This is a genomic window from Glaciihabitans tibetensis, from assembly GCF_003003265.1.
Taxonomy (GTDB): Bacteria; Actinomycetota; Actinomycetes; order Actinomycetales; family Microbacteriaceae; genus Glaciihabitans; species Glaciihabitans tibetensis.
In genome coordinates, this window is the sequence record NZ_PVTL01000007.1 from 216,458 (window position 1) to 235,158 (window position 18,701).

The 18,701-nt window shown below is 65.6% G+C and carries 16 protein-coding genes and 1 tRNA gene; 10 read left to right on the forward strand and 7 right to left on the reverse strand.

Annotated features, from left to right (window positions below; all coding sequences use genetic code 11):
• The first annotated feature begins 44 nt into the window (after window positions 1-44).
• The 4 genes from B0I08_RS14020 (at window position 45) to B0I08_RS14035 (ending at window position 4,932) form a co-directional block, all read left to right on the forward strand.
• Window positions 45-761: a hypothetical protein gene (locus tag B0I08_RS14020; protein WP_146134431.1), complete on the forward strand. Its 717-nt coding sequence runs from the start codon at window positions 45-47 to the stop codon at window positions 759-761.
• Between the two features lie 107 nt (window positions 762-868).
• On the forward strand, window positions 869-3,235 hold the full coding sequence (locus tag B0I08_RS14025) for an arylsulfatase (RefSeq protein ID WP_106213891.1): 2,367 nt from the start codon (window positions 869-871) through the stop codon (window positions 3,233-3,235).
• 160 nt (window positions 3,236-3,395) lie between these two features.
• Complete coding sequence (locus B0I08_RS14030) at window positions 3,396-4,550, forward strand: lactonase family protein (RefSeq protein ID WP_106213893.1); 1,155 nt, start codon at window positions 3,396-3,398, stop codon at window positions 4,548-4,550.
• 13 nt (window positions 4,551-4,563) lie between these two features.
• Window positions 4,564-4,932, forward strand: a complete 369-nt coding sequence (locus tag B0I08_RS14035; protein ID WP_106213895.1) for a hypothetical protein — start codon at window positions 4,564-4,566, stop codon at window positions 4,930-4,932.
• A gap of 37 nt (window positions 4,933-4,969) precedes the next feature.
• Here B0I08_RS14035 and B0I08_RS14040 read toward each other — a convergent pair whose 3' ends face one another.
• From B0I08_RS14040 to B0I08_RS14055, 4 genes are all read right to left on the reverse strand, one after another.
• Window positions 4,970-5,692, reverse strand: a complete 723-nt coding sequence (locus B0I08_RS14040) for a class I SAM-dependent methyltransferase (RefSeq protein ID WP_106213897.1) — start codon at window positions 5,690-5,692, stop codon at window positions 4,970-4,972.
• Window positions 5,692-6,369 carry a TIGR04282 family arsenosugar biosynthesis glycosyltransferase gene (locus B0I08_RS14045; protein ID WP_106213899.1) on the reverse strand — a complete coding sequence of 226 codons (678 nt, stop codon included), beginning with the start codon at window positions 6,367-6,369 and terminating at the stop codon, window positions 5,692-5,694. The genes B0I08_RS14040 and B0I08_RS14045 overlap by 1 nt, the downstream gene beginning before the upstream one ends.
• Before the next feature lie 162 nt (window positions 6,370-6,531).
• Window positions 6,532-7,206: a glycosyltransferase family 2 protein gene (locus B0I08_RS14050; RefSeq protein ID WP_106213901.1), complete on the reverse strand. Its 675-nt coding sequence runs from the start codon at window positions 7,204-7,206 to the stop codon at window positions 6,532-6,534.
• A gap of 601 nt (window positions 7,207-7,807) precedes the next feature.
• Window positions 7,808-7,881: transfer RNA gene (locus tag B0I08_RS14055), tRNA-Met, on the reverse strand.
• 129 nt (window positions 7,882-8,010) lie between these two features.
• On the opposite strand from B0I08_RS14055, the gene B0I08_RS14060 reads away from it, so the two are divergent.
• Window positions 8,011-9,645 carry a molybdopterin-dependent oxidoreductase gene (locus B0I08_RS14060; RefSeq protein WP_245884819.1) on the forward strand — a complete coding sequence of 545 codons (1,635 nt, stop codon included), beginning with the start codon at window positions 8,011-8,013 and terminating at the stop codon, window positions 9,643-9,645.
• A 56-nt stretch (window positions 9,646-9,701) separates the two neighbouring features.
• Here the strand turns inward: B0I08_RS14060 and B0I08_RS14065 are convergent, their stop codons facing one another.
• The 3 genes from B0I08_RS14065 to B0I08_RS14075 all read right to left on the reverse strand — a co-directional run bounded on the left by B0I08_RS14065 (window position 9,702) and on the right by B0I08_RS14075 (window position 12,888).
• A complete protein-coding gene (locus tag B0I08_RS14065) occupies window positions 9,702-10,757 on the reverse strand; it encodes an NAD-dependent epimerase/dehydratase family protein (protein ID WP_106213903.1) in 1,056 nt (351 codons plus the stop codon).
• A gap of 12 nt (window positions 10,758-10,769) precedes the next feature.
• Entirely contained in the window at window positions 10,770-11,318 is a 549-nt protein-coding gene (locus B0I08_RS14070) for a molybdenum cofactor biosysynthesis protein (protein WP_106213905.1), read from the reverse strand.
• A gap of 181 nt (window positions 11,319-11,499) precedes the next feature.
• Entirely contained in the window at window positions 11,500-12,888 is a 1,389-nt protein-coding gene (locus B0I08_RS14075) for an acid phosphatase (protein ID WP_106213907.1), read from the reverse strand.
• Between the two features lie 183 nt (window positions 12,889-13,071).
• Between B0I08_RS14075 and B0I08_RS14080 the strand changes: the two genes are divergently transcribed.
• The 5 genes from B0I08_RS14080 to B0I08_RS14105 all read left to right on the forward strand — a co-directional run bounded on the left by B0I08_RS14080 (window position 13,072) and on the right by B0I08_RS14105 (window position 18,417).
• Complete coding sequence (locus B0I08_RS14080) at window positions 13,072-14,886, forward strand: ABC-F family ATP-binding cassette domain-containing protein (protein WP_106213909.1); 1,815 nt, start codon at window positions 13,072-13,074, stop codon at window positions 14,884-14,886.
• 84 nt (window positions 14,887-14,970) lie between these two features.
• Window positions 14,971-15,579 carry a LysM peptidoglycan-binding domain-containing protein gene (locus B0I08_RS17630; RefSeq protein ID WP_146134432.1) on the forward strand — a complete coding sequence of 203 codons (609 nt, stop codon included), beginning with the start codon at window positions 14,971-14,973 and terminating at the stop codon, window positions 15,577-15,579.
• 155 nt (window positions 15,580-15,734) lie between these two features.
• Window positions 15,735-16,724 (forward strand): MetQ/NlpA family ABC transporter substrate-binding protein, encoded by a 990-nt coding sequence (locus B0I08_RS14095; protein ID WP_106213915.1) that lies wholly within the window; start codon window positions 15,735-15,737, stop codon window positions 16,722-16,724.
• A gap of 2 nt (window positions 16,725-16,726) precedes the next feature.
• Window positions 16,727-17,755 (forward strand): methionine ABC transporter ATP-binding protein, encoded by a 1,029-nt coding sequence (locus tag B0I08_RS14100; RefSeq protein ID WP_106213917.1) that lies wholly within the window; start codon window positions 16,727-16,729, stop codon window positions 17,753-17,755.
• A gap of 2 nt (window positions 17,756-17,757) precedes the next feature.
• Window positions 17,758-18,417: a methionine ABC transporter permease gene (locus B0I08_RS14105; RefSeq protein ID WP_106213919.1), complete on the forward strand. Its 660-nt coding sequence runs from the start codon at window positions 17,758-17,760 to the stop codon at window positions 18,415-18,417.
• Window positions 18,418-18,701: the final 284 nt, after the last annotated feature.

Genomic DNA, 18,701 nt, shown 5'->3' on the forward strand with positions numbered 1-18,701 from the left:
GTGATCAAGGGCTTCCCCCGAGGTTGAACTGCCAAGGAGCTACGTTGCGCACACCGCTCGTCATCGTCACCGCTGTCCTGTCATCGTTGCTGCTTGCATCGTGCACCCCGACACCCGATGACGGCAACGCGTCCGAATCGTTGCCCTCTGCGACAGCGTCCTTCTCTGCGACGCCCAGCCCCTCCATGGCAGCGTCCTCCTCGGCGACGCCCAGTCCCGCCGAGACTGCCCAGGCGCCAGCGAGCATCATCATCGGATTGGCGGCGACCGACGTTGTTGACGCGTCCGGCACCGTGCTCGTCTCGCTTGACTACACCTCCGACGGGGATCAGGCCGTCGCGCTCGTCACCGACCTACTCGGAGCCCCAACGAGCACCGAGAATCTCCCTGAGAACCCCCACTACTTCGAAACGGACATCACGCGCTGGGGCGGATTCGAGATCGGCGTACGACGCCCCTCAGATGAGTCCGCCCCCAAGACTCAGTTCTACGTCGAGGCGACCGCGGACGAGACTTCCGGCGTGGCAATCGCGGCCGTCGACGGCACGCAGGTTGGTGACTCCTTCGATGAGGCGCTCGTCGGGCTTCCGTCCTTCCAGACATACAGCGATCCGAACTATCCACCCCGCGCGCTGGCGCTTCAGGTTGAAGAAGGCGACTCCGAGGAATCCATCGCTTACGGCCTGATCGCGGTGGAAAGTGCTGACGGCGGCGCGATCGCGCTCATCAAGTCTCCGGATTACGTGTACGACGCGGCGTAGTTTCTCGCAGAGATGTCCTCTCTCATCACATGCAGGGGGTGAGGCGGCTAAGTCGCCCCGAGCGTTAGCGTGCGGGTGTACCTACACCCAAACCAGGAGGCACCCTCATGATTCCCGATCGCCATGCACGAGCTATGCTGCCGATTCCTGACATTCAGGCTCCGGGTTTGACGACCTACGATGCGAAGGATCCGGCGACGTCGTTCCTGCCGATCGAACCTCTTCTTCCTCCCGAGGGAGCGCCGAATGTTCTGATTGTGCTGCTCGACGATGTGGGGTTTGGGGCATCGAGCGCGTTCGGCGGTCCGTGTGACACGCCCAACGCGGACAAACTGGCTGCTGGCGGCCTCAAGTACAACCGCTTTCACACCACGGCGCTCTGCGCACCGACGCGACAGGCGATGCTGACCGGTCGCAACCATCATTCGGTCGGGATGGGCAGCATCACCGAGACCGCGACGTCGGCCCCGGGCAACAGCTCCGTGCGGCCGAACACGAAGGCGCCCCTAGCGATGACGCTCAAGCTCAACGGGTACTCGACTGCGCAGTTCGGCAAGTGCCACGAGGTGCCGGTGTGGCAGTCCTCCCCGATGGGTCCCTTCGATGCCTGGCCATCGGCCGGGGGTGGGTTCGAGACGTTCTACGGCTTCATCGGCGGGGAGAACAACCAGTGGGAGCCGGCGCTGTACGACGGCACCACCCCGGTGGAGCCGCCGGCTACTCCGGAGGAGGGATACCACCTGACGGAGGACCTCGCGGATCGCGCCGTGAGCTGGATCCGCACACAGAAGGCCCTCATGCCCGACCGGCCGTTCTTCGCGTACTTCGCACCCGGTGCGACGCACGCCCCGCACCACGTGCCGCAGGAGTGGGCAGACAAGTACAAAGGAAAGTTTGCGGACGGGTGGGATGCCCAACGCGAGAAGACCTTCGCCCGGCAGAAGGAACTGGGTGTCATCCCGGCCGGTACCGAATTGACGCCCCGCCACGCGGAGATCCCGGCGTGGGCAGACATGCCGGCCGAGCTGAAGCCAGTGCTGGAGCGTGAGATGGAGGTCTACGCCGGGTTCCTTGAGCACACCGATTACCACGTCGGCAGGGTGATCGACGCGATCGAAGACCTGGGCGTGCTCGATAACACGATCATCTACTACATCATCGGAGACAACGGGGCCTCGGCTGAGGGCACGATGAACGGCGCCTTCAACGAGATGGCGAATTTCAACGGAATGGCTGCCCTGGAGACCCCCGAGTTCATGCGCTCGAAAATAGACGAGTTCGGTTCGCCCACCTCGTATAACCACTACGCGGTGGGCTGGGCATGGGCCATGAACGCGCCGTTCCAGTGGACCAAGCAGGTCGCCTCCCACTGGGGCGGCACGCGCAATGGCACGATCGTGCACTGGCCGAACGGTATTGAGGACAAGGGCGGACTGCGCACGCAGTTCACCCACTGCATAGATGTGGCGCCCACGATCCTCGAGGCCGCCGGGCTCCCGGAGCCCACTGTGGTGAATGGCGTGCAGCAGTCTCCGATCGAGGGAACGAGCATGCTGTACAGCTTCTCGCAGGCCGCCGCGGCGGAGCGGCACGATTTGCAGTACTTCGAGATGTTCGGCAATCGCGGCGTGTACTTCAAGGGCCTCAGTGCGGTGACCAAGCACCGCACCCCGTGGCAGATGGTGGGCGGCACCGTGCCTGCTTTCGACGACGACGTCTGGGAGCTGTACAACGGAGCGGTGGACTACAGCCAGGCGCGCAACCTCGCCGCTGAGCAACCTGACAAGCTCCATGAACTGCAGCGCCTGTGGCTCATCGAGGCCGTCAAGTACAACGTGCTGCCGATCGACGACCGCACGGCCGAGCGCCTGAACGCGGAGATGGCGGGACGCCCCACCCTCATCCGCGGAAACTCCCAGCTCTTTTACTCCGGCATGGGAAGACTGTCCGAGAACAGCGTGATCAGCATCAAAAACAAGTCGTTCTCGGTGACGGCCGAGATCGACGTGCCCGAAGCCGGAGCCGAGGGCGTAGTGATCGCGCAGGGCGGAAGGTTCGGCGGGTGGGCCTTCTACTTCTCTGCGGGCAAGGCGAAATTCGTCTACAACGTGCTCGGTATCCACTCCTTCACGACGTCCGCAGACGCTCCGCTTCAGGCGGGCAAGCATCAGGCTCGCATGGAGTTTGCCTACGACGGTGGCGGCCTCGCGAAGGGCGGTGACGTCACCCTGTACTACGACGGTGTGTTGGCGGGTACGGGCCGAGTCGGAGCGACGCAACCGCTGATCTTCTCGGCCGACGAGACGACGGATGTCGGCTTCGAGTCCGGCACGGCCGTGAGCCCCGACTACGCGCCCCAGACCAGCCGCTTCTCCGGCAAGATCCACTGGGTACAGATCGACACGGGCGAGGACGACCACGACCACCTGATCGACGGAGACGAACGCCTACGGATCGCGATGGCGCGGCAATAGGGAATGTTCGCGAAGACTTCCCTCAAGCTTCAGAGAGGGAAGGCTGCGCGCCAACAAAGATTGGCAGCAGCAGACATTGTGGCTGACTCTGGGGGTCTTAGTGAACGACACGGAATCTCGAGGACACAGCAGGCGTCGAAGGCGGCTGCCCGCCGTCATCGTGACAGCAATCGGCTTGCTGGTGGTGGCCCTTCCTTACGTGTGGTCAGCGCCGCACCCGGGCACCGCGGAACCGATTTTCCCCAGCACAGTCGCCGCTTATGACTGGTGGACTTCTGGTCTGTCCGCATCGGAGATGGACGCCGCGATTGCTATGTACCGAAACGGGGTGGGCGTCGAGTTTTTTGACGCGCCTCAAGCTGTCGTGCTGGCGTCGGATGGGAGCACATACCGTCGGCTGGGAGTGTCCGAGGAGTTGACTATCGCGGACGACCAGGGTGATCCGGCGCCGAGTGTGTTGTCGCCCGACGGCACGTTCGTGGTCGTCGGCAATGCGGGAGGTGGCAGCGAAGTCACTGTCGCGACACTGCGGGACAATAGCCAACGGTCGCTCGACATCGGAAATGGCCGGGCAGCCGTTCCTGTCAGCATCAGAGCGGATGGGAAGCAGGTGCTGCTTCTCGTGAGCACGGGGAGCCTGAGCCGGTACACGGACTACACCTTTCGGCTTCACGGCGCCCTCGTCAGTCTGAACCTGGACACCGGTGCCGTGCGGGAGTACGCCACCCTTACCGATGTCAATTCGGCCGCGTTGTCACCCGACGGTGCCAGAATCGTCGCAGACACTGGGGACGGGATCGTCCTCGTCGACGTGGCGGACGGCAGCGCGCAGCTTCTCGACGTACCCGTGATCGACGCCCCGTACATCGATGGTGACGCCTGGTCACCGAACGGTCAGCGACTGGCATTCCTCAGCGGAAACGAACTACACATTGTCGCCGTTTCGGAGGCTCAACCGGTCCACCGTGCAATTCCTCTCACGGGGATCGAGTTCGGGACGGCGATCGGGTGGCGCGACGACACGTCAGTTCTGCTACACACCAGCGATGATCCTGAAGGCAACCGGTCCTCGTTTTCGTGGGTGGACACGGAATCAGGCGACACGGAGCGGTTCTCCGAATACACCCCCAACTTCACGGGTGCCGCGCTCGGAAGCGCAGATTTTGCCCGTGATCTCGTCTCGGTCATGGTGGTTGCGGATCGGCCCGCTGATCGCGGGTTCCTTCCGCTGGGCGTTAACTCGGCACTGGCGCTCGCACTTGGGTTCGTGGTGTGGGCTGTGTCTCCCCGGAGCTCGGCATCCCCCCGTAACTGACTACTATTCGGTTATGAGTGAACGCACTAGTTCGACAAAAACTCGGGTTGCGACACTTGGTTTTACGGGAAAGGGAGCACTCGCCCGAGTCGCCTGGTGGGGCGCCGTCGGGAGTGGAGTCGCGTTCCTCGCGCTGTTTGGTCTGATGTGGCTACCCGTATTCGTTGCCAACCAGCAAGGGTGGCTCGTTCTCTTCCCTATCTTTTTGGTTCTTTGGGTTCCGATAGAAATCGCCGCGATCGCGAGCCTTGTTCTCGCCGTGATCGTCTTCGTGCAGAACAAAGCGCTCTCGGCGAAGAATTCGGTGACGCTGGCGATGGCGGTCTTTCTGGCACTGCTATCGCTCCCCATACTGTGGACGGGCGCGTTTATTCCGATCTAACGGCTTCGAACGGCTGCCCGCGGCCAATCGCTCGGGGCTACGTGCAAGTCGCGACCAGGCGGCAGAAGCTGCGGCCCTCGCTAACCCAGGCGTGCCGAAGCGCCAGCCGGAGCTGTGGTGCGAGGTGCGCGATCCGGTCGAGTCCGACCTCAGCCCAGGGAAAGAGCTCACTCGCGCCGCCGTCCGAGTCGACCAACGACGCGATGTACTCTCGGTCGGTGGTCGGGTCGACGTGAAGCTCGACCACGATCTCGCCGCTCGGCGTGATCAGTTCGCGGCATCGTTCGAGCAGGGCGATCACGTCGCCGCCGATGCCGATGTTGCCGTCGACGAGCAGGGCGGTGTGCCAGCGGCCCGCATTCGGCACTTCCTCGAAAACGGATGCCTCGACCACGGTCAGACCGGAGGCTCGAGCCACCTCGATCGCAGCGGGGGACACGTCAATGCCGAGCACATCGAGGCCGAGCGCTGCCGCTCCGCGCACCATCCGGCCGGGGCCGCATCCGATGTCGAGCACCGGGCCGGTCACCGCTCCCAGCAGGGCGAGGTCGGTGGCGTCTGCGTCGGCGTGCCAGCGGTCGACGTCCATGGTGATCCGACTGGTGAGGGTGCCGTGCTGCGACTCGCGGAGAACGAGCGGTGATTGCTCGCTGCGGCGGAGGGCCCTGGCGTACGGCTCGCTGCCACCGGCTCCAAACAGAGCGTGGGGTGAAGCGGCTGCTGCGGGTCGCGAGCTGGTGGCCCGCTCGGCGATGCTCATCAGCGGGAGAAACGCGCGGGGCCAGCGGCGGTGAGCTGGCGGAAGCCTGCCAGTGTCGCGGCGAAAGATCCATGCGGAGCGATCTCGGCGACCTCGTGAGCGTCTGCGATGGTGTCGACGTCGGTCAGTTCCGGCAGCATTGTGACGTTCAGGCCGGCGTTCACCAGGCGTTCGAGTTGACGGCGGCCCGTGTCATCCTGCGACATGGGAACCCCGCGGATCAGGTCGCCTCGGGTCGTGCCGCGCAATTGGTCCACCGACAGCGCGTTCATGCCGAGCGCCCAGAACCCGCCGTCGGTGGCGGGTCCAAACCAGGCGTCCACTCCCTCTGGCCACGAGTCGAACGCCGGAGCGAGGTCGTCGTGGTCGAGTTGGGGTGTGTCCATCCCAATGAGCACGAGCGGGCCATCCACCTCATCGAAAATCGCGCCAAGGCGCTGGTCCAACGTGCCACCGACCTGGTGCAGCACCTCGAAAGTCTCGGCGCCGGCCGGCACCCGGGTGCCGTCGAAGGCGAGGATGCGGCGGGTCGCGGGCAGGGTCGCGGTGGCGGCCAGGGTGTCGCCGATGCAGGCGGCCGCGAGCTCCGCGGCCTGCTCGGGAGTGAGGGCCGGGGTCAGGCGGGTTTTGACCTTGCCGGGGAGCGTCTCTTTTGCAATGAGCACCAGGGTTGTCATAAGAGCGCTCCAGATGGTTGGGGGGACGCGGCACGGATGTGCCGTTTCCCACTGTTCGTATCCGTAGCGTCAAACAGATTGCTGGCGAGCGTTCTGAGTTGCGGTTCAGACTGCCCCCAATGATGCGGTGCGTTCTTGTGCCTCCGCTGGCAGTGCAAGCTATCAGTGCTTTTGGGCGCCCAGCAGACGCGACATGTCCTTGATCGCGACGATGGTGCCGCGCAGGGTGCCGGTGACCTTCGACCGGCCGACGCGCGGAGAGTAGGGGGTGTCCACCTCGGCGATCCGCCAGCCGACGGCGTTGCCCCGGAGCACGAGCTCCAGCGGGTAGCCGCTGCGCCGATCCTGCAGGTCGAGGTCGAGCATCGCCTGGCGGCCGACCGCGCGCATCGGTCCGAGGTCGGTGAGTTTCAGCTTGGTGGCGCGGCGCATCAGGATGGACAGCGCGCGGTTTGCCATCCGGGCGTGCAGCGGCCACGCGCCGCGGGTGGTGGGGCGGCGGCGGCCAAGCATCAGGTCGACGGTGCCGGCTCTGACCGGATCGACGACGCGGGGGAGGTCGCGGGGGTCCATGGAGGCGTCCGCGTCGCAGAATGCCACGATGGGCGCGGTGGCCGCGAGGAGACCCGCGTGGGCGGCGGAGCCAAAGCCGCGGCGTGGTTCCGTCACTACGATGGCCCCATTCTCGCGCGCGACGTCGGCGGAACGGTCTGTCGAGCCGTTGTCGACGACGATTGCGCGGTATCCCTCGGGGAGCCGTCCGAGAATCCACGGCAGCGCGCCTTCCTCATTGAGGCAGGGGAAGATCACGTCGACGGTGGGGGTGGGCTCTGTCACTCCTTGACAGTAGACGCCCGTGGCTGAGGGTTCGTCGTAGACGCGGCGGGGGGATTAACCCGTAGCGGGTAGCTGGCGGATGGCTCATCATGGGCCGTAGGGAATGTCCGCGCGATCATCGTGCAACCGTCCAGTTTGCAACCACGCTCATGAGAAGAGAAAACTGACATGAAGAAGAGTCATGTCCTCGCTGCTGTGGCAATGGCCGCTCTATTGATTCTGCCAGCCGCCCCGGCGAACGCATCCAGTACTGAGTCCCACACCAAGGGTTGCAAGGCGACATTGCTGGTCGGCCAAACGCTCTATACCGAGGCGCAACCAACAAGCAGCCATTCGATTCTTGGTGAATCTCTCGAGAAAACCCGCGTTCGAGTCGTTGAAGACCCCGCCGGTCCCGCCGTCAAAATAGAAGCCTTTCACCCGCAGAACGGCATTTTTGTGCATTGGTACCTCACCGGCGCCGACTATTACGTGCCGACGGGCTACGTGGCGCTTCAGAGCCTGAAGCAGACACCACGGCTCGAGCACTGTCTCGCCAAACGCTTCTCATCGGAGTCGGCCCGTAGGGCCGGAGACACTGCTGTCGGAGGGTTTTCAGTAGACGCGGCGGCAGGATTCGAACCTGCGATTAACGGGTTATGAGACCGTTCCCTTAGACCACTTGGGTACGTCGCGATTGAGAAGACACTACGGCCGGCGGCGCGGGATTGCACACGATGTTACGCACGCTTGCGGCAGGTTACGCCGTGCTGCGCTGACGCACGATCCCGGCATTTGCTCAACAACCGCGCTTATGCTGAGCCGGTGACGACGACCGAACCCTCGCGGCAGGCAACTACATCCTCGCCCGCGCCCGCACGCATCACGCTGTTCGCCGGTCTGGTCGGGGTCGTCACGGCCCTCGTTACCCTCGCGGTCGCCGAAGTGGTGTCATTGTTGCTCGGAGGGCGCGGCAACCCGATCCTCTCCGTCGGCTCTCTCGTCATCGATCTCACCCCGGGCGGCCTGAAGACCCTGGTCATCGACGTGTTCGGCACGGCCGACAAGATTTTTCTCTTCGTCGTGCTCGGCCTGGTTGTTGTGGCGCTCGCCGTCGCGGTCGGAATCGTGCAGCTGCGCAAACCGCCCTACGGCATCACCCTGCTGCTGGTGGTCGGGCTGATCGCGCTGGTCGCGTCGGTCACCCGCTCAGAGGCCACGGCCATCGACGGCGCCCCCGTGCTGATCGGGGTGGCGGCGGGTGTCATTGTTTTGCGGCTGCTCGTGCGCCGGCTCGAAGCATGGGAGAGCGCGGCTGGCGCGAGGAGCGCGGCTGGCACGAGCATGCGAACACCGGATGCCACGGCGATCAGCTTCGGTGGTGCGGGCCAGCCCCGGCGGCAGTTCCTCACCACGCTGATCGTCGCGGGTGTGGCGAGCGCTGTGGTGGCCGCTGCGGCCCGGGCGATGAGTGCGGCTACTACCGCCGCCAACACTGTGCGCGAGTCGCTGCGACTGCCCGCCGCGGCATCCCCCGGCCCCCTCATTGGCACGGATGCAACACTCGACGTCGACGGCATCTCGCCCTTCGTGACGGCGAACGCGGACTTTTATCGGATCGACACCGCGCTGCAGGTTCCCGCGATCGATTCGAGCAGCTGGACCCTGAAGATCACCGGCATGGTGGAGGAAGAGCTCGAGATCACCTTCGACGAGCTGCTCGCGCTGCCCCTGCAGGAGCGGTGGATCACCCTCACCTGCGTCTCCAACGAGGTGGGCGGCGACCTCATCGGCAACGCGCTGTGGCTGGGCTACCCGATTCGCGAGCTGCTGGCGCGAGCGAAGCCGGACAGCGGCGCCGACATGGTGCTGTCGACCAGCCAGGACGGATTCACCGCGAGTACCCCCCTGGCGGTGCTTACGGATGAGAACACCGACGCGCTGCTGGCCGTCGGGATGAACGGTGAACCGCTGCCGCTGGAGCACGGCTTTCCGGTGAGAATGGTGGTTCCCGGGTTGTACGGGTACGTTTCCGCGACCAAGTGGGTGACCGAGCTGAAGGTCACGACGTTCGAGCAGGACGAGGGCTACTGGACATCCCGTGGCTGGACCGCACGCGGCCCCATCAAGATCTCATCCCGCATCGACACGCCCTCGTCCCGTACCCCGGTCTCCGCGGGAACGGTCGCGATCGCCGGCGTCGCCTGGGCCCAGCACACCGGCATCGCCGCCGTCGAGGTCAGCATCGACGGAGGGCAGTGGCGCGCCGCTACCCTCGCCACCGCCGTGACGGCGGACACCTGGCTGCAGTGGTCGTACGCGTGGGAGGCCACCTCCGGCGATCACGAGGTGCGGGTGCGCGCGACCGACCGCGACGGGACCGTGCAGACCGCGTCGGAAGCGCCGCCCGCCCCGGATGGCTCCACGGGCCTGCACACGGTCACGGTTTCCGTCGACTGACGCTGCGGCTGCGGCTGCGGCTGCGACTGACGCTGACGCTGCGGCTGGCGGAGCCGCTACTGCACTGCCGCCCGCAGTGGCGCGGTCGCGAATTCCCTCATGCCCTCCTCGAAGGTGATCGAGGGTTTCCAGCCGAGTTCGGATTTCAGGCGAGCGGATGATGCGGTGATATGTCGCACGTCGCCGCGACGGTATTCGCCCGTGACGACGGGCACCGGACCCCCCGAGGCACGGCTGAGCTGCTCCGCCATCTCGCCGATGGTGTGCACGGTGCCACTGCCGACGTTGAACGGGCGGGAGGTGCTCTCCTCGGCCGTCGCGGTCCATTCGATGGCCGCGAGGTTGGCGGAGGCGACATCCCGCACATGCACAAAATCGCGACGCTGGGCGCCGTCCTCAAACACGCGGGGTGCCTCACCGCGCTGCAGGGCCGAGCGAAACAGCGACGCGACCCCCGCGTACGGCGTGTTCTGCGGCATGCCCGGTCCGTAGACGTTGTGATAGCGCAGCGCTGCGGCGACGCCACCGGTGCTGCGCGCCCACGAGGTGGCGAGCTGCTCCTGGCCGAGTTTGGTGATCGCGTAGACGTTGCGCGGGTCGAGCGGGGCGTCTTCGGAGATGAGTTCGGGCTCGAGCAGGCCCCCGGAGTCGTCGCGCGGGTCGAACAGGCCAGCGTCGAGGTCGCTGATGCGGCGGGGGGCGGGCCGGGTCATCCCGCCGGGACCGCGGTAGGCGCCCTCGCCGTAGACGACCATGGAGCTCGCGACCACGAGTCGCTTCTTTCCGGCCGCAGCCATCGCGGCCAACAGAACGGCGGTGCCGAGATCGTTCGAACCGACGTAGTCCGGGGCATCGGCGAAGTCCACGCCGAGACCCACCTTCGCCGCCTGGTGGCAGACCACGTCGATTCCGGTCAGCACGTCGGCCACCGCGGCGGCATCACGTACATCGCCGCGCACGAACTCGACCCGGGGATCAAGCCGCGGCACGTCGCCGTGCACGTCGGAGCGGAGCGAGTCGAAGACCCGCACCTGCCAGCCGCGCTCCAGCGCAGCGGTCACGATGGTGCCGCCGATGAAGCCGGCGCCGCCGGTTACGAGGAGTGTCTGCATGGGTCCAGTCTTTCAGCCCGCCAGCTCGGTGCGCAGAATCGCCGGCCCGAGGGTGAGGCGTCCGCTGCTCAGCGGCTCGCAGCGCATGCCGCCGCGCCCGCGCAGCGCCCGGTTGGCACCGGGGGCGAGCACGATGTCCATCCAGGCGCACGGGTTCGCCGGCCGGTTCGCACGAAACACTACGGGGCCGTCTCCCGTGTCCAGGCTCAAGCTTTGCCCGCGCATCGCGTCGATGTCGACCCCGCGCAGCACGATATTGCGGCGGGCGGCTGCCATATTCAGCGTGTGGGGGATGCCGAGATCGTCAGCCACGAGGTCGAAGACCTCCGCGGCCATCAGCGTGACCGAGGCCCGCACGTGGGCGGGCTTGCCGAAGTAGCGATCGCCGACCACCCCGAGGCCCGCGCGGATCTCGATCGACGTGCGCGACTCGGGTCCCACCGGCGGCAGGGGTCCATCTGCCGGTCGTCCTTCGTAGCGGGATGTCGCGGAGGCCAGCAACAGCACGATCTCCACCTCGCGCGCGTGGGGCAGGAGCTCCGTCGCCGCGGTGTCAGCCATCCCTGTCAGTCATCCCGCCAGAGTAGTGGCGCGCTCAAGCCCGTGCGTTCAAGCCTGGTGCGTTCGCACCGGAACGAGTTCGGGCGCCGGCGGTGGTGCATGCCGGCGCCCGAATCGTGGAGCGGTGAGTTGGCCTCGCCGGGAGTTACCCCGGCGAGGCGTTGTTACTAGTTGCTGGTTACTAGTTGCGAGCGGTGATACGGCGACGACGCACCATGACCGCGGCGCCGGCGACGAGCAGCGCGAGGGCTGCGGCAAGAGCGCCGCCGACCTCGGTGCCGGTAGCGGCGAGTTCGCCGTCGGCAGCAGCACCGGTGGCGGTGTCGTTTACGGTGGTGCCACCGGGGGTGACGACGTCAACGGGGACAACCACGGCCGGGTTCTCAGTCGGGGGCGTGGTCGGCGTGGGGACGACGACGTCAGCGGCGAACGACACGGTGCCGTCGGCGTTTACAACGACGTCAGCAGCCATGGCCGCAGACAGGTTAATGCGCTCCCAGCTGCCGTTCGCTGCCTCATCGAGGGGGTACCCCGAGTCGGTCGCGGTCATTTCCAGTACCTGGCGACGCTGCGCGTCGGTCAGCGTGGGGTGGCTAGTGAGCAGCAACGACTCGGCGTTAGCCGGCACGGTGACGTCCTGGCCGGCGGCGCCGGTCTGCACGAAGTCGTAAGCCAAGCGCTCTTCGTAGACTGCGAGAGCATCCTCGTCGGACATGTACGGAGTGTCGGCGGCGATGCACGCGGCGAGGGTGTCGCCGCACTCGGCCTCGAGCACGGCGCGCAGCTCGGCGGATGCCTCCTCGAACAGCACGCGGAACTGGGCGTCGCTCCAGCGACGCTCAACGATGTGCTGGCCCATCATACGGCCCGACATGACGTCGAGCGGGTAGTGCGCTGCCAGGACGATGCGGTTGTTTCCCGCCTCTGACGTGCGCGCGAGAATCTGTGGCGAAAGCTCGGGCAGCAGCGTTGCGAGGGTGGTGCCCTGCCAGTATGCCTGCGAGGTGTGGCCGCTCGGGTACGATCCGCTCGTGGAGCTCCACACGTTGCCGCCCGGCTTGTCGTGCTTGACGAGGGCTGCTTCGAACCGGATGTAGGGACGGTCGTAGTCGAAGAAGTCCTTCGCCGGATTTGTGGAGGAGTAGTACCCGACGAGGCCGCCGTCCTTGGAGATGAGTGCCTTGGTCTTCGGCAGCTCTCCCGCGGCCATTGCGGCGGTGTAGATCGCGCCCAGGTTCACGCCGAGGCCGTCAGCCATCGACAGCGACATGTCCGCGTACTGGTCGACGATAGCGCGGTCGATCTCCGTCGCGGTCGCGGTCCTGTTGATACGCACGGTGGTGGCGTCGTTGAGGGCGACCACGCCGGGCTGGTTGTTCACGATGTCGGTGAACAGATCCATGATCGGAATGTAGTCATACGCCGCGTTTGACGGGTAGTCGTACTTCAGCTCTTCCTGCGTGAACGGCTCGGCGGCGTTCGCGGGTACGGCGGCGAACACGGTGGAGAGGATCACACCCAGTCCGGTGGCGACAGCGAGCTGGCGGGTGGTTCGGCGGCGATGAGCCATTGAAGGTGGTCCTATTCGTCAAGGGGGCCCCGGCAAGGGATGGGGCGACCAGAACGTTAGGGTTGCCTAATGGCCCAGCGGTAGACGGCAGGTGTCGTTTAGGTGAACCGATTTCAGGTGAACTATTTTCAGGTATGCGGGCGCCGAGGCAGGCAAGCGGGCGCACGGTAAGCTCCTATACCTATGGCACATCTTCTCGGGGCGGAAGCTCTTCATCTTGAGTATCCGAATCGGGTCATCTTTGATTCCGTGACAATTGGCATCGACGAGGGCCAGCGCATCGGTATCGTCGGCCGCAATGGCGACGGCAAGTCGACGCTCATGCGTCTGATGGCTGGCACGCTCGAACCCAACAGCGGCCGGGTGACCCGGCGCGGCGGCATCCTGCTCGGCATGCTCGACCAGGCAGACGAGATGGACGACGACCTCACGGTCTCTGCGGCCATCGTCGGCGAACGCCCCGAATACGAGTGGGCAAGCGACCCGCGCGTGCGAGACGTGCTCGGCGGCCTCGTCGAGGGCGTGCCGTGGGAGGCCCGCATCGGCCAGCTCAGTGGTGGCCAGCGGCGCCGCGTTGCGCTCGCAGCACTGCTCGTCGGTGACTGGGACATCATCTTTCTCGATGAGCCCACTAACCACCTCGACGTCGAGGGCATCGCCTGGCTCGCCCAGCACCTCAAGCGTCGGTGGAACCAGGACGCCGGAGCCCTCGTGGTCGTGACTCACGACCGGTGGTTTCTCGACGAGATCTGCACGGACACCTGGGAGGTGCACGATCGCCTGATCGAGCCCTTCGAGGGTGGCTACGCCGCGTACATCCTGCAGCGCGTCGAGCGCGACCGTTCGGCTGCCGCCTCAGAGTCCAAGCGCCAGAACCTTATGCGCAAGGAGCTCGCCTGGCTCGGCCGCGGAGCACCCGCCCGCAGCACCAAGCCGAAGTTCCGCATCGACGCAGCCAACGAACTCATTGCTAACGAGCCGCCGCCCCGCGACAAGATCTCGCTCGCCTCGATGGCGATGCAGCGTCTCGGCAAGGACGTCGTTGACCTGGAGAATATCTCCGTCACCTACGAGGACCGCATCAACGGCGGCTCGAAAGAGGTACTGAAGGACGTCACCTGGCGTATCGCGCCGGGAGAGCGCACCGGAATCCTCGGTGTAAACGGCGCGGGTAAGAGCACGCTGCTCAGCCTCGTCACCGGAACCCTGCTCCCCACCACGGGCAACGTCAAGCGCGGTAAGACCATCAAGGTTTCCACGCTCACCCAGCAGCTCGGCGAACTGGCCGAAATCTGGGAAGACCGGGTCAGTGAGGTGCTCGGACGCCAGAAGAGTACCTACGTGTCCGGGGGCAAGGAGATGACCCCGAGCCAGCTGCTCGAACGGGTCGGTTTCGGGAGCGACGCGCTGTCGAACAAGGTGCGTGAGCTGTCCGGTGGGCAGAAGCGTCGGCTGCAGCTGCTGCTGATCATCCTGGATGAGCCGAACGTGCTGATCCTCGACGAACCGACCAATGACCTGGACACCGACATGCTCGCGGCGATCGAGGACCTCCTCGACTCCTACCCGGGAACCCTGCTCGTCGTCTCGCACGACCGGTACCTGCTGGAGCGCGTCACCGACCAGCAGTACGCCGTGCTCGGCGGCAACCTGCGCCACCTCCCCGGTGGTGTGGACGAGTACCTCAAGTTGCGCAGCGGTCAGTTGTCTGCCGCGAGCGCTGCGGCTGCGGCATCCACCGGCAAGGCAAAACAACCCGAGAACAGCAACCGACCCAAGGGTGCCGAGCTGCGGGCCGCCGAGAAAGAACTGGCCGCCGCCGGACGCAAGATCGAGAAGTCGACCGCGCGCATCAGCGAGTTGCACGTTCTGCTGGCGACCCACGACCAGTCGGATTTCGCTGGCCTCGGCAAGCTGAGCGATGAGCTCGGCGCGCTCGAGAAGACCGTCGCAGAGGTCGAGTCGCGCTGGCTCGAACTGACCGAGCTGCTCGGCTAGTTCGGGTAGGGGGGTAGCGGCGGGCGTCGCTCCCGGGCGTGAGCGAACCTTACGTTTGGGCCCAATGGTCGCTACGATCAGACGATGACCCCGCACCTACCCTTCGTTCGCCGCGCCCGCTACCCGTTTTTGCCGGCCTTGGCGGGTCGCACCGTCGGGGGCCGCAGGGTGGTCGCGCGTTCGCTGGCGAGTGCGAGCGTCGCCGCCAGTTGTGTTGTGATGCTGAGCGGATGCCTCGGCACAACGACCACCTCGCTCGAGTCACCGACTCCCGTGCCCACCGTGACGATCACCGCCGCACCAGCGCCCGCCGTCACGGTGACGGCGGTTCCGGAGCCGACGGTGGTCGAGCTTCCGGTGGAGGTGCCCGTCGAAGTGCCGGTCGAGACAGTTCCGGACCCCGAGGTGATTCCCGAGGAGGCGGACATCGTGCTGACCACCCCGGTGGACAACGGGGTGGTGGCGCACGCCGCAGGAACGGTCGAGCCGGATGCCTCGGGCAACCCGTATCGCTACACCGTGGCCGCCGGGGACATCGCGGTGGAGATCTGCACCCGCTTCGCGCGATACATCTGGCAGCTCGCCGACAAAAACGGCGCCACACTGGCGAACCCGTACCTGATCCACGAAGGCGACACCATCCTGCTGACGGCCAACCCGTTGCCGGAGGGCTACGTCATTCCGACGCGGTAGGGGTACCGTTTTCGGCGCCGTTTCAGGGGTTGTGCGTCACGCGGGGCAACACGAATTGTGAAAGCGCGGGAGCCTGAGGATGCTGGAAGGAGCCGGGTAACACCGGCCCCACAGCGAACATCCGTCATCCCCGTTATCCCTAAGAGGCCCCACTCATGTCTTCCCCAACACCCCTGATCGCCCCGCCCAAAAAGCGCGGTCGTCTTTATGCCATCATCGCCGCCGCGGTTGTCGTCGTCATCGCCGCGATCATCGCGATCGTCGCGCTCAACAACGCGAACGATTCGAACGCCTCGTCGACCGGTGACGGCGGTGGTGCCGCCGGCAGCGACGCGATCACCGAGGGTCTCGGATCAGCTGATGAGCCGGTGAAGATCGGAGTGGTTGGGGCGAGTGACCCGTACTGGGCGGATTACGTCGACGCGGCCGAGGCGGAAGGCATCGCCGTCGACCTGGTCGATTTCACCGATTACGCGCAGCCCAACCCGGCGCTGACCGCGGGCGACCTCGACCTGAATCAGTTCCAGCACCTCATTTACCTCGCGCAGTACAACGAGAACGCCGGCGAGGACGTCACCCCCATCGGTGCCACCGCGATCTACCCGCTTGGGCTGTACTCGACCCAGTACACCGCGCTCGAGGACATCGAGGCTGGCGAGACCGTCGCGGTTCCCAACGACGCGAGCAACCTCGCGCGCGCACTCCTCGTTCTGCAAAGCTCCGGCCTGGTCGAGCTCGCCGACGGCGGTAGCCCCTTCTCGACCCTCGACGACGTGCTCGATTCGTCGAAGGTCGAGGTGATTGCGCTCGAGGCCGCGCTCGTGCCGACCTCGTTGCCCGACGTTGCCGCCGCCATTATCAACAACGACTTCGTCGACGACGCCGGTCTCTCGTTCGATGACGCGCTCGCCACGGACGACCCGGCCGACCCCAGTGCCCAGCCGTACATCAACGTTTTCGCCAGCCGTGCAGAGGATGCCGACAACGAGGTGCTGCTGCGCCTGGTGGACATCTTCCAGACCACCCCCGCCGTCACCGATGGTCTCCTCGAGGTGTCCGGTGGCACCGCCGTGCTGACAACCACCCCGGTCGACGAGCTTCAGGCCACCCTCTCAGACGTCCAGGCAGACGTCGCGGCGGGCTGAGTATGCCGATAATCCAGCTGAGGAACGTCTCCAAGGCGTTCCCGCCTCGCTCGAAGGGCGAGGCGCCGCTGGTGGCCATTGACGATGTCAGCCTCGACATCGAACCGGGCGACATCTACGGCATCATCGGGTACTCCGGCGCCGGAAAGTCCACCCTCGTGCGGCTGATCAACGCCCTCGAACAGCCCACGTCCGGCTCTGTCACGGTGAAGGACGTCGAAATCAGCGCCCTGCGCGAACGGGACCTTCGTTCGGTTCGCGCGGGGATCGGCATGGTCTTCCAGCAGTTCAACCTGTTCTCCTCGAAGACCGTGTGGGGCAACGTCGAATACCCGCTGCAGGTCGCCGGTATTCCAAAGTCCGAACACCAGCGCCGCATCTCCGACCTGCTGAACTTCGTGGGGCTCGCCGAGCACGCTCACGCCTACCCCGACCAGCTCTCCGGCGGACAAAAGCAGCGGGTGGGCATCGCTCGGGCCCTGGCGACGTCACCGAGTATTTTGCTGGCGGATGAAGCGACCAGCGCACTGGACCCGGAAACGACCCGCGAGGTACTCGCCCTGCTCAAGCGCGTCAACGAGGAGTTCGGCGTCACCATCGTCGTGATCACCCACGAGATGGAAGTGATTCGTTCGATCGCGCACAAGGTCGCGGTGATGGAGCAGGGCCGCATTGTGGAGCGCGGTGCTGTCTTCGACGTTTTCTCCAACCCGCAGGCTGTGGCGACGCAGAAGTTTGTGTCGACGATCATCACGTCGGTTCCGGAAGCAGACGCGCTCGCGGTGCTGCGCACGAGGCATCCCGGTCGCATCGTCACCTTCTCCTTTGCCAACGGCAACACGTCGCAGGCGTCGGTGTTTCTCGAGCTTTCCCGGGCGTCAGTCGCCTTCGAGCTGGTCTACGGCGGCATCAATGAGGTGCAGGGCCAGACGTTCGGTCACCTGACCCTCGCGCTCAACGGCGACAACGAGGCGATCACCGCGGCACTGCAGCGAATCGGGTCAATTGTCACCGTGACGGAGGTGGACTGACCATGGACAGGTTGATCGAACTGCTTCCGCTGCTGTGGACGTCGGTGTACGAGACGTTCTACATCGTCGGTATCGCGATGCTGCTCGGCGGGCTCGCCGGGCTGACCCTGGGGCTCGGGCTGTACACGACGCGGCGCGGCAACCTGCTCGAGAACCGTGTGGTGTTCTCGGTGCTGAACGTGCTCGTGAACACGTTCCGGCCGATCCCGTTCATCATCTTTCTCGCGGCGGCGCAGCCGTTGGCGCGCGTGGTGGTCGGCACGGGAATCGGTAACACGATGATCACCTTCGCCCTCGTGCTCGCGTCGATGTTTGCGATCAGCCGCATCGTCGAGCAGAACCTGCTCACCGTGCAGCCGGGCGTGATCGAGGCGGCGCGGTCGGTGGGCGCTGGTCCGGTGCGGATCATCTTCACGATCCTGATCCCGGAGGCTCTTGGGCCGCTTATCCTCGGTTACACGTTCATCTTCGTGGCCGTGCTCGACATGTCTGCGGTTGCCGGGCTGATCGGCGGCGGCGGGCTCGGAAACTTCGCCATCCAGTACGGCTACCGCCTGTTCGATCCGGTGGTGACCTGGGCGGCGGTGATCATCATCATCGTCTTGGTGCAGCTGGTGCAGTTTCTCGGCAACGGTCTCGCGCGGCGGGTGCTGCGCCGGTAGCCGGCGCGTCTGGCGCTGCGCTGCGCTGCGCGTGGTGAACGTCGGTCGACAAATTCGCGCGACTTTGCGTCGAGTGGCCAGCTATCGATGAGCCGTCCTTGCCGATCGGCCAGTTATCGATGTGACTCTTCATCGAGCGGGCAGTCCCGTCGCGTTTCCGCGGTGGACACGGTCGATTATTGTCACCCTCCCTCTGCGTCAGGCTGGTTGTGAGTCAGTTCACGATCAGGAGGCAACTACATGTCCATCACCGCAGGGTTCAGCTCGGCAGAGATCGTTGAACT

What these genes read in the sequence shown, in the direction of transcription:
- B0I08_RS14065 (WP_106213903.1), bottom strand. Translation starts at nt 10,757, where the DNA reads ATGCAGACACTCCTCGTAACCGGCGGCGCCGGCTTCATCGGCGGCACC.
- B0I08_RS14095 (WP_106213915.1), top strand. Translation starts at nt 15,735, where the DNA reads ATGTCTTCCCCAACACCCCTGATCGCCCCGCCCAAAAAGCGCGGTCGT.
- B0I08_RS14025 (WP_106213891.1), top strand. Translation starts at nt 869, where the DNA reads ATGATTCCCGATCGCCATGCACGAGCTATGCTGCCGATTCCTGACATT.
- B0I08_RS17630 (WP_146134432.1), top strand. Translation starts at nt 14,971, where the DNA reads ATGACCCCGCACCTACCCTTCGTTCGCCGCGCCCGCTACCCGTTTTTG.
- B0I08_RS14100 (WP_106213917.1), top strand. Translation starts at nt 16,727, where the DNA reads ATGCCGATAATCCAGCTGAGGAACGTCTCCAAGGCGTTCCCGCCTCGC.
- B0I08_RS14035 (WP_106213895.1), top strand. Translation starts at nt 4,564, where the DNA reads ATGAGTGAACGCACTAGTTCGACAAAAACTCGGGTTGCGACACTTGGT.
- B0I08_RS14040 (WP_106213897.1), bottom strand. Translation starts at nt 5,692, where the DNA reads ATGAGCATCGCCGAGCGGGCCACCAGCTCGCGACCCGCAGCAGCCGCT.
- B0I08_RS14045 (WP_106213899.1), bottom strand. Translation starts at nt 6,369, where the DNA reads ATGACAACCCTGGTGCTCATTGCAAAAGAGACGCTCCCCGGCAAGGTC.
- B0I08_RS14105 (WP_106213919.1), top strand. Translation starts at nt 17,758, where the DNA reads ATGGACAGGTTGATCGAACTGCTTCCGCTGCTGTGGACGTCGGTGTAC.
- B0I08_RS14075 (WP_106213907.1), bottom strand. Translation starts at nt 12,888, where the DNA reads ATGGCTCATCGCCGCCGAACCACCCGCCAGCTCGCTGTCGCCACCGGA.
- B0I08_RS14080 (WP_106213909.1), top strand. Translation starts at nt 13,072, where the DNA reads ATGGCACATCTTCTCGGGGCGGAAGCTCTTCATCTTGAGTATCCGAAT.
- B0I08_RS14070 (WP_106213905.1), bottom strand. Translation starts at nt 11,318, where the DNA reads ATGGCTGACACCGCGGCGACGGAGCTCCTGCCCCACGCGCGCGAGGTG.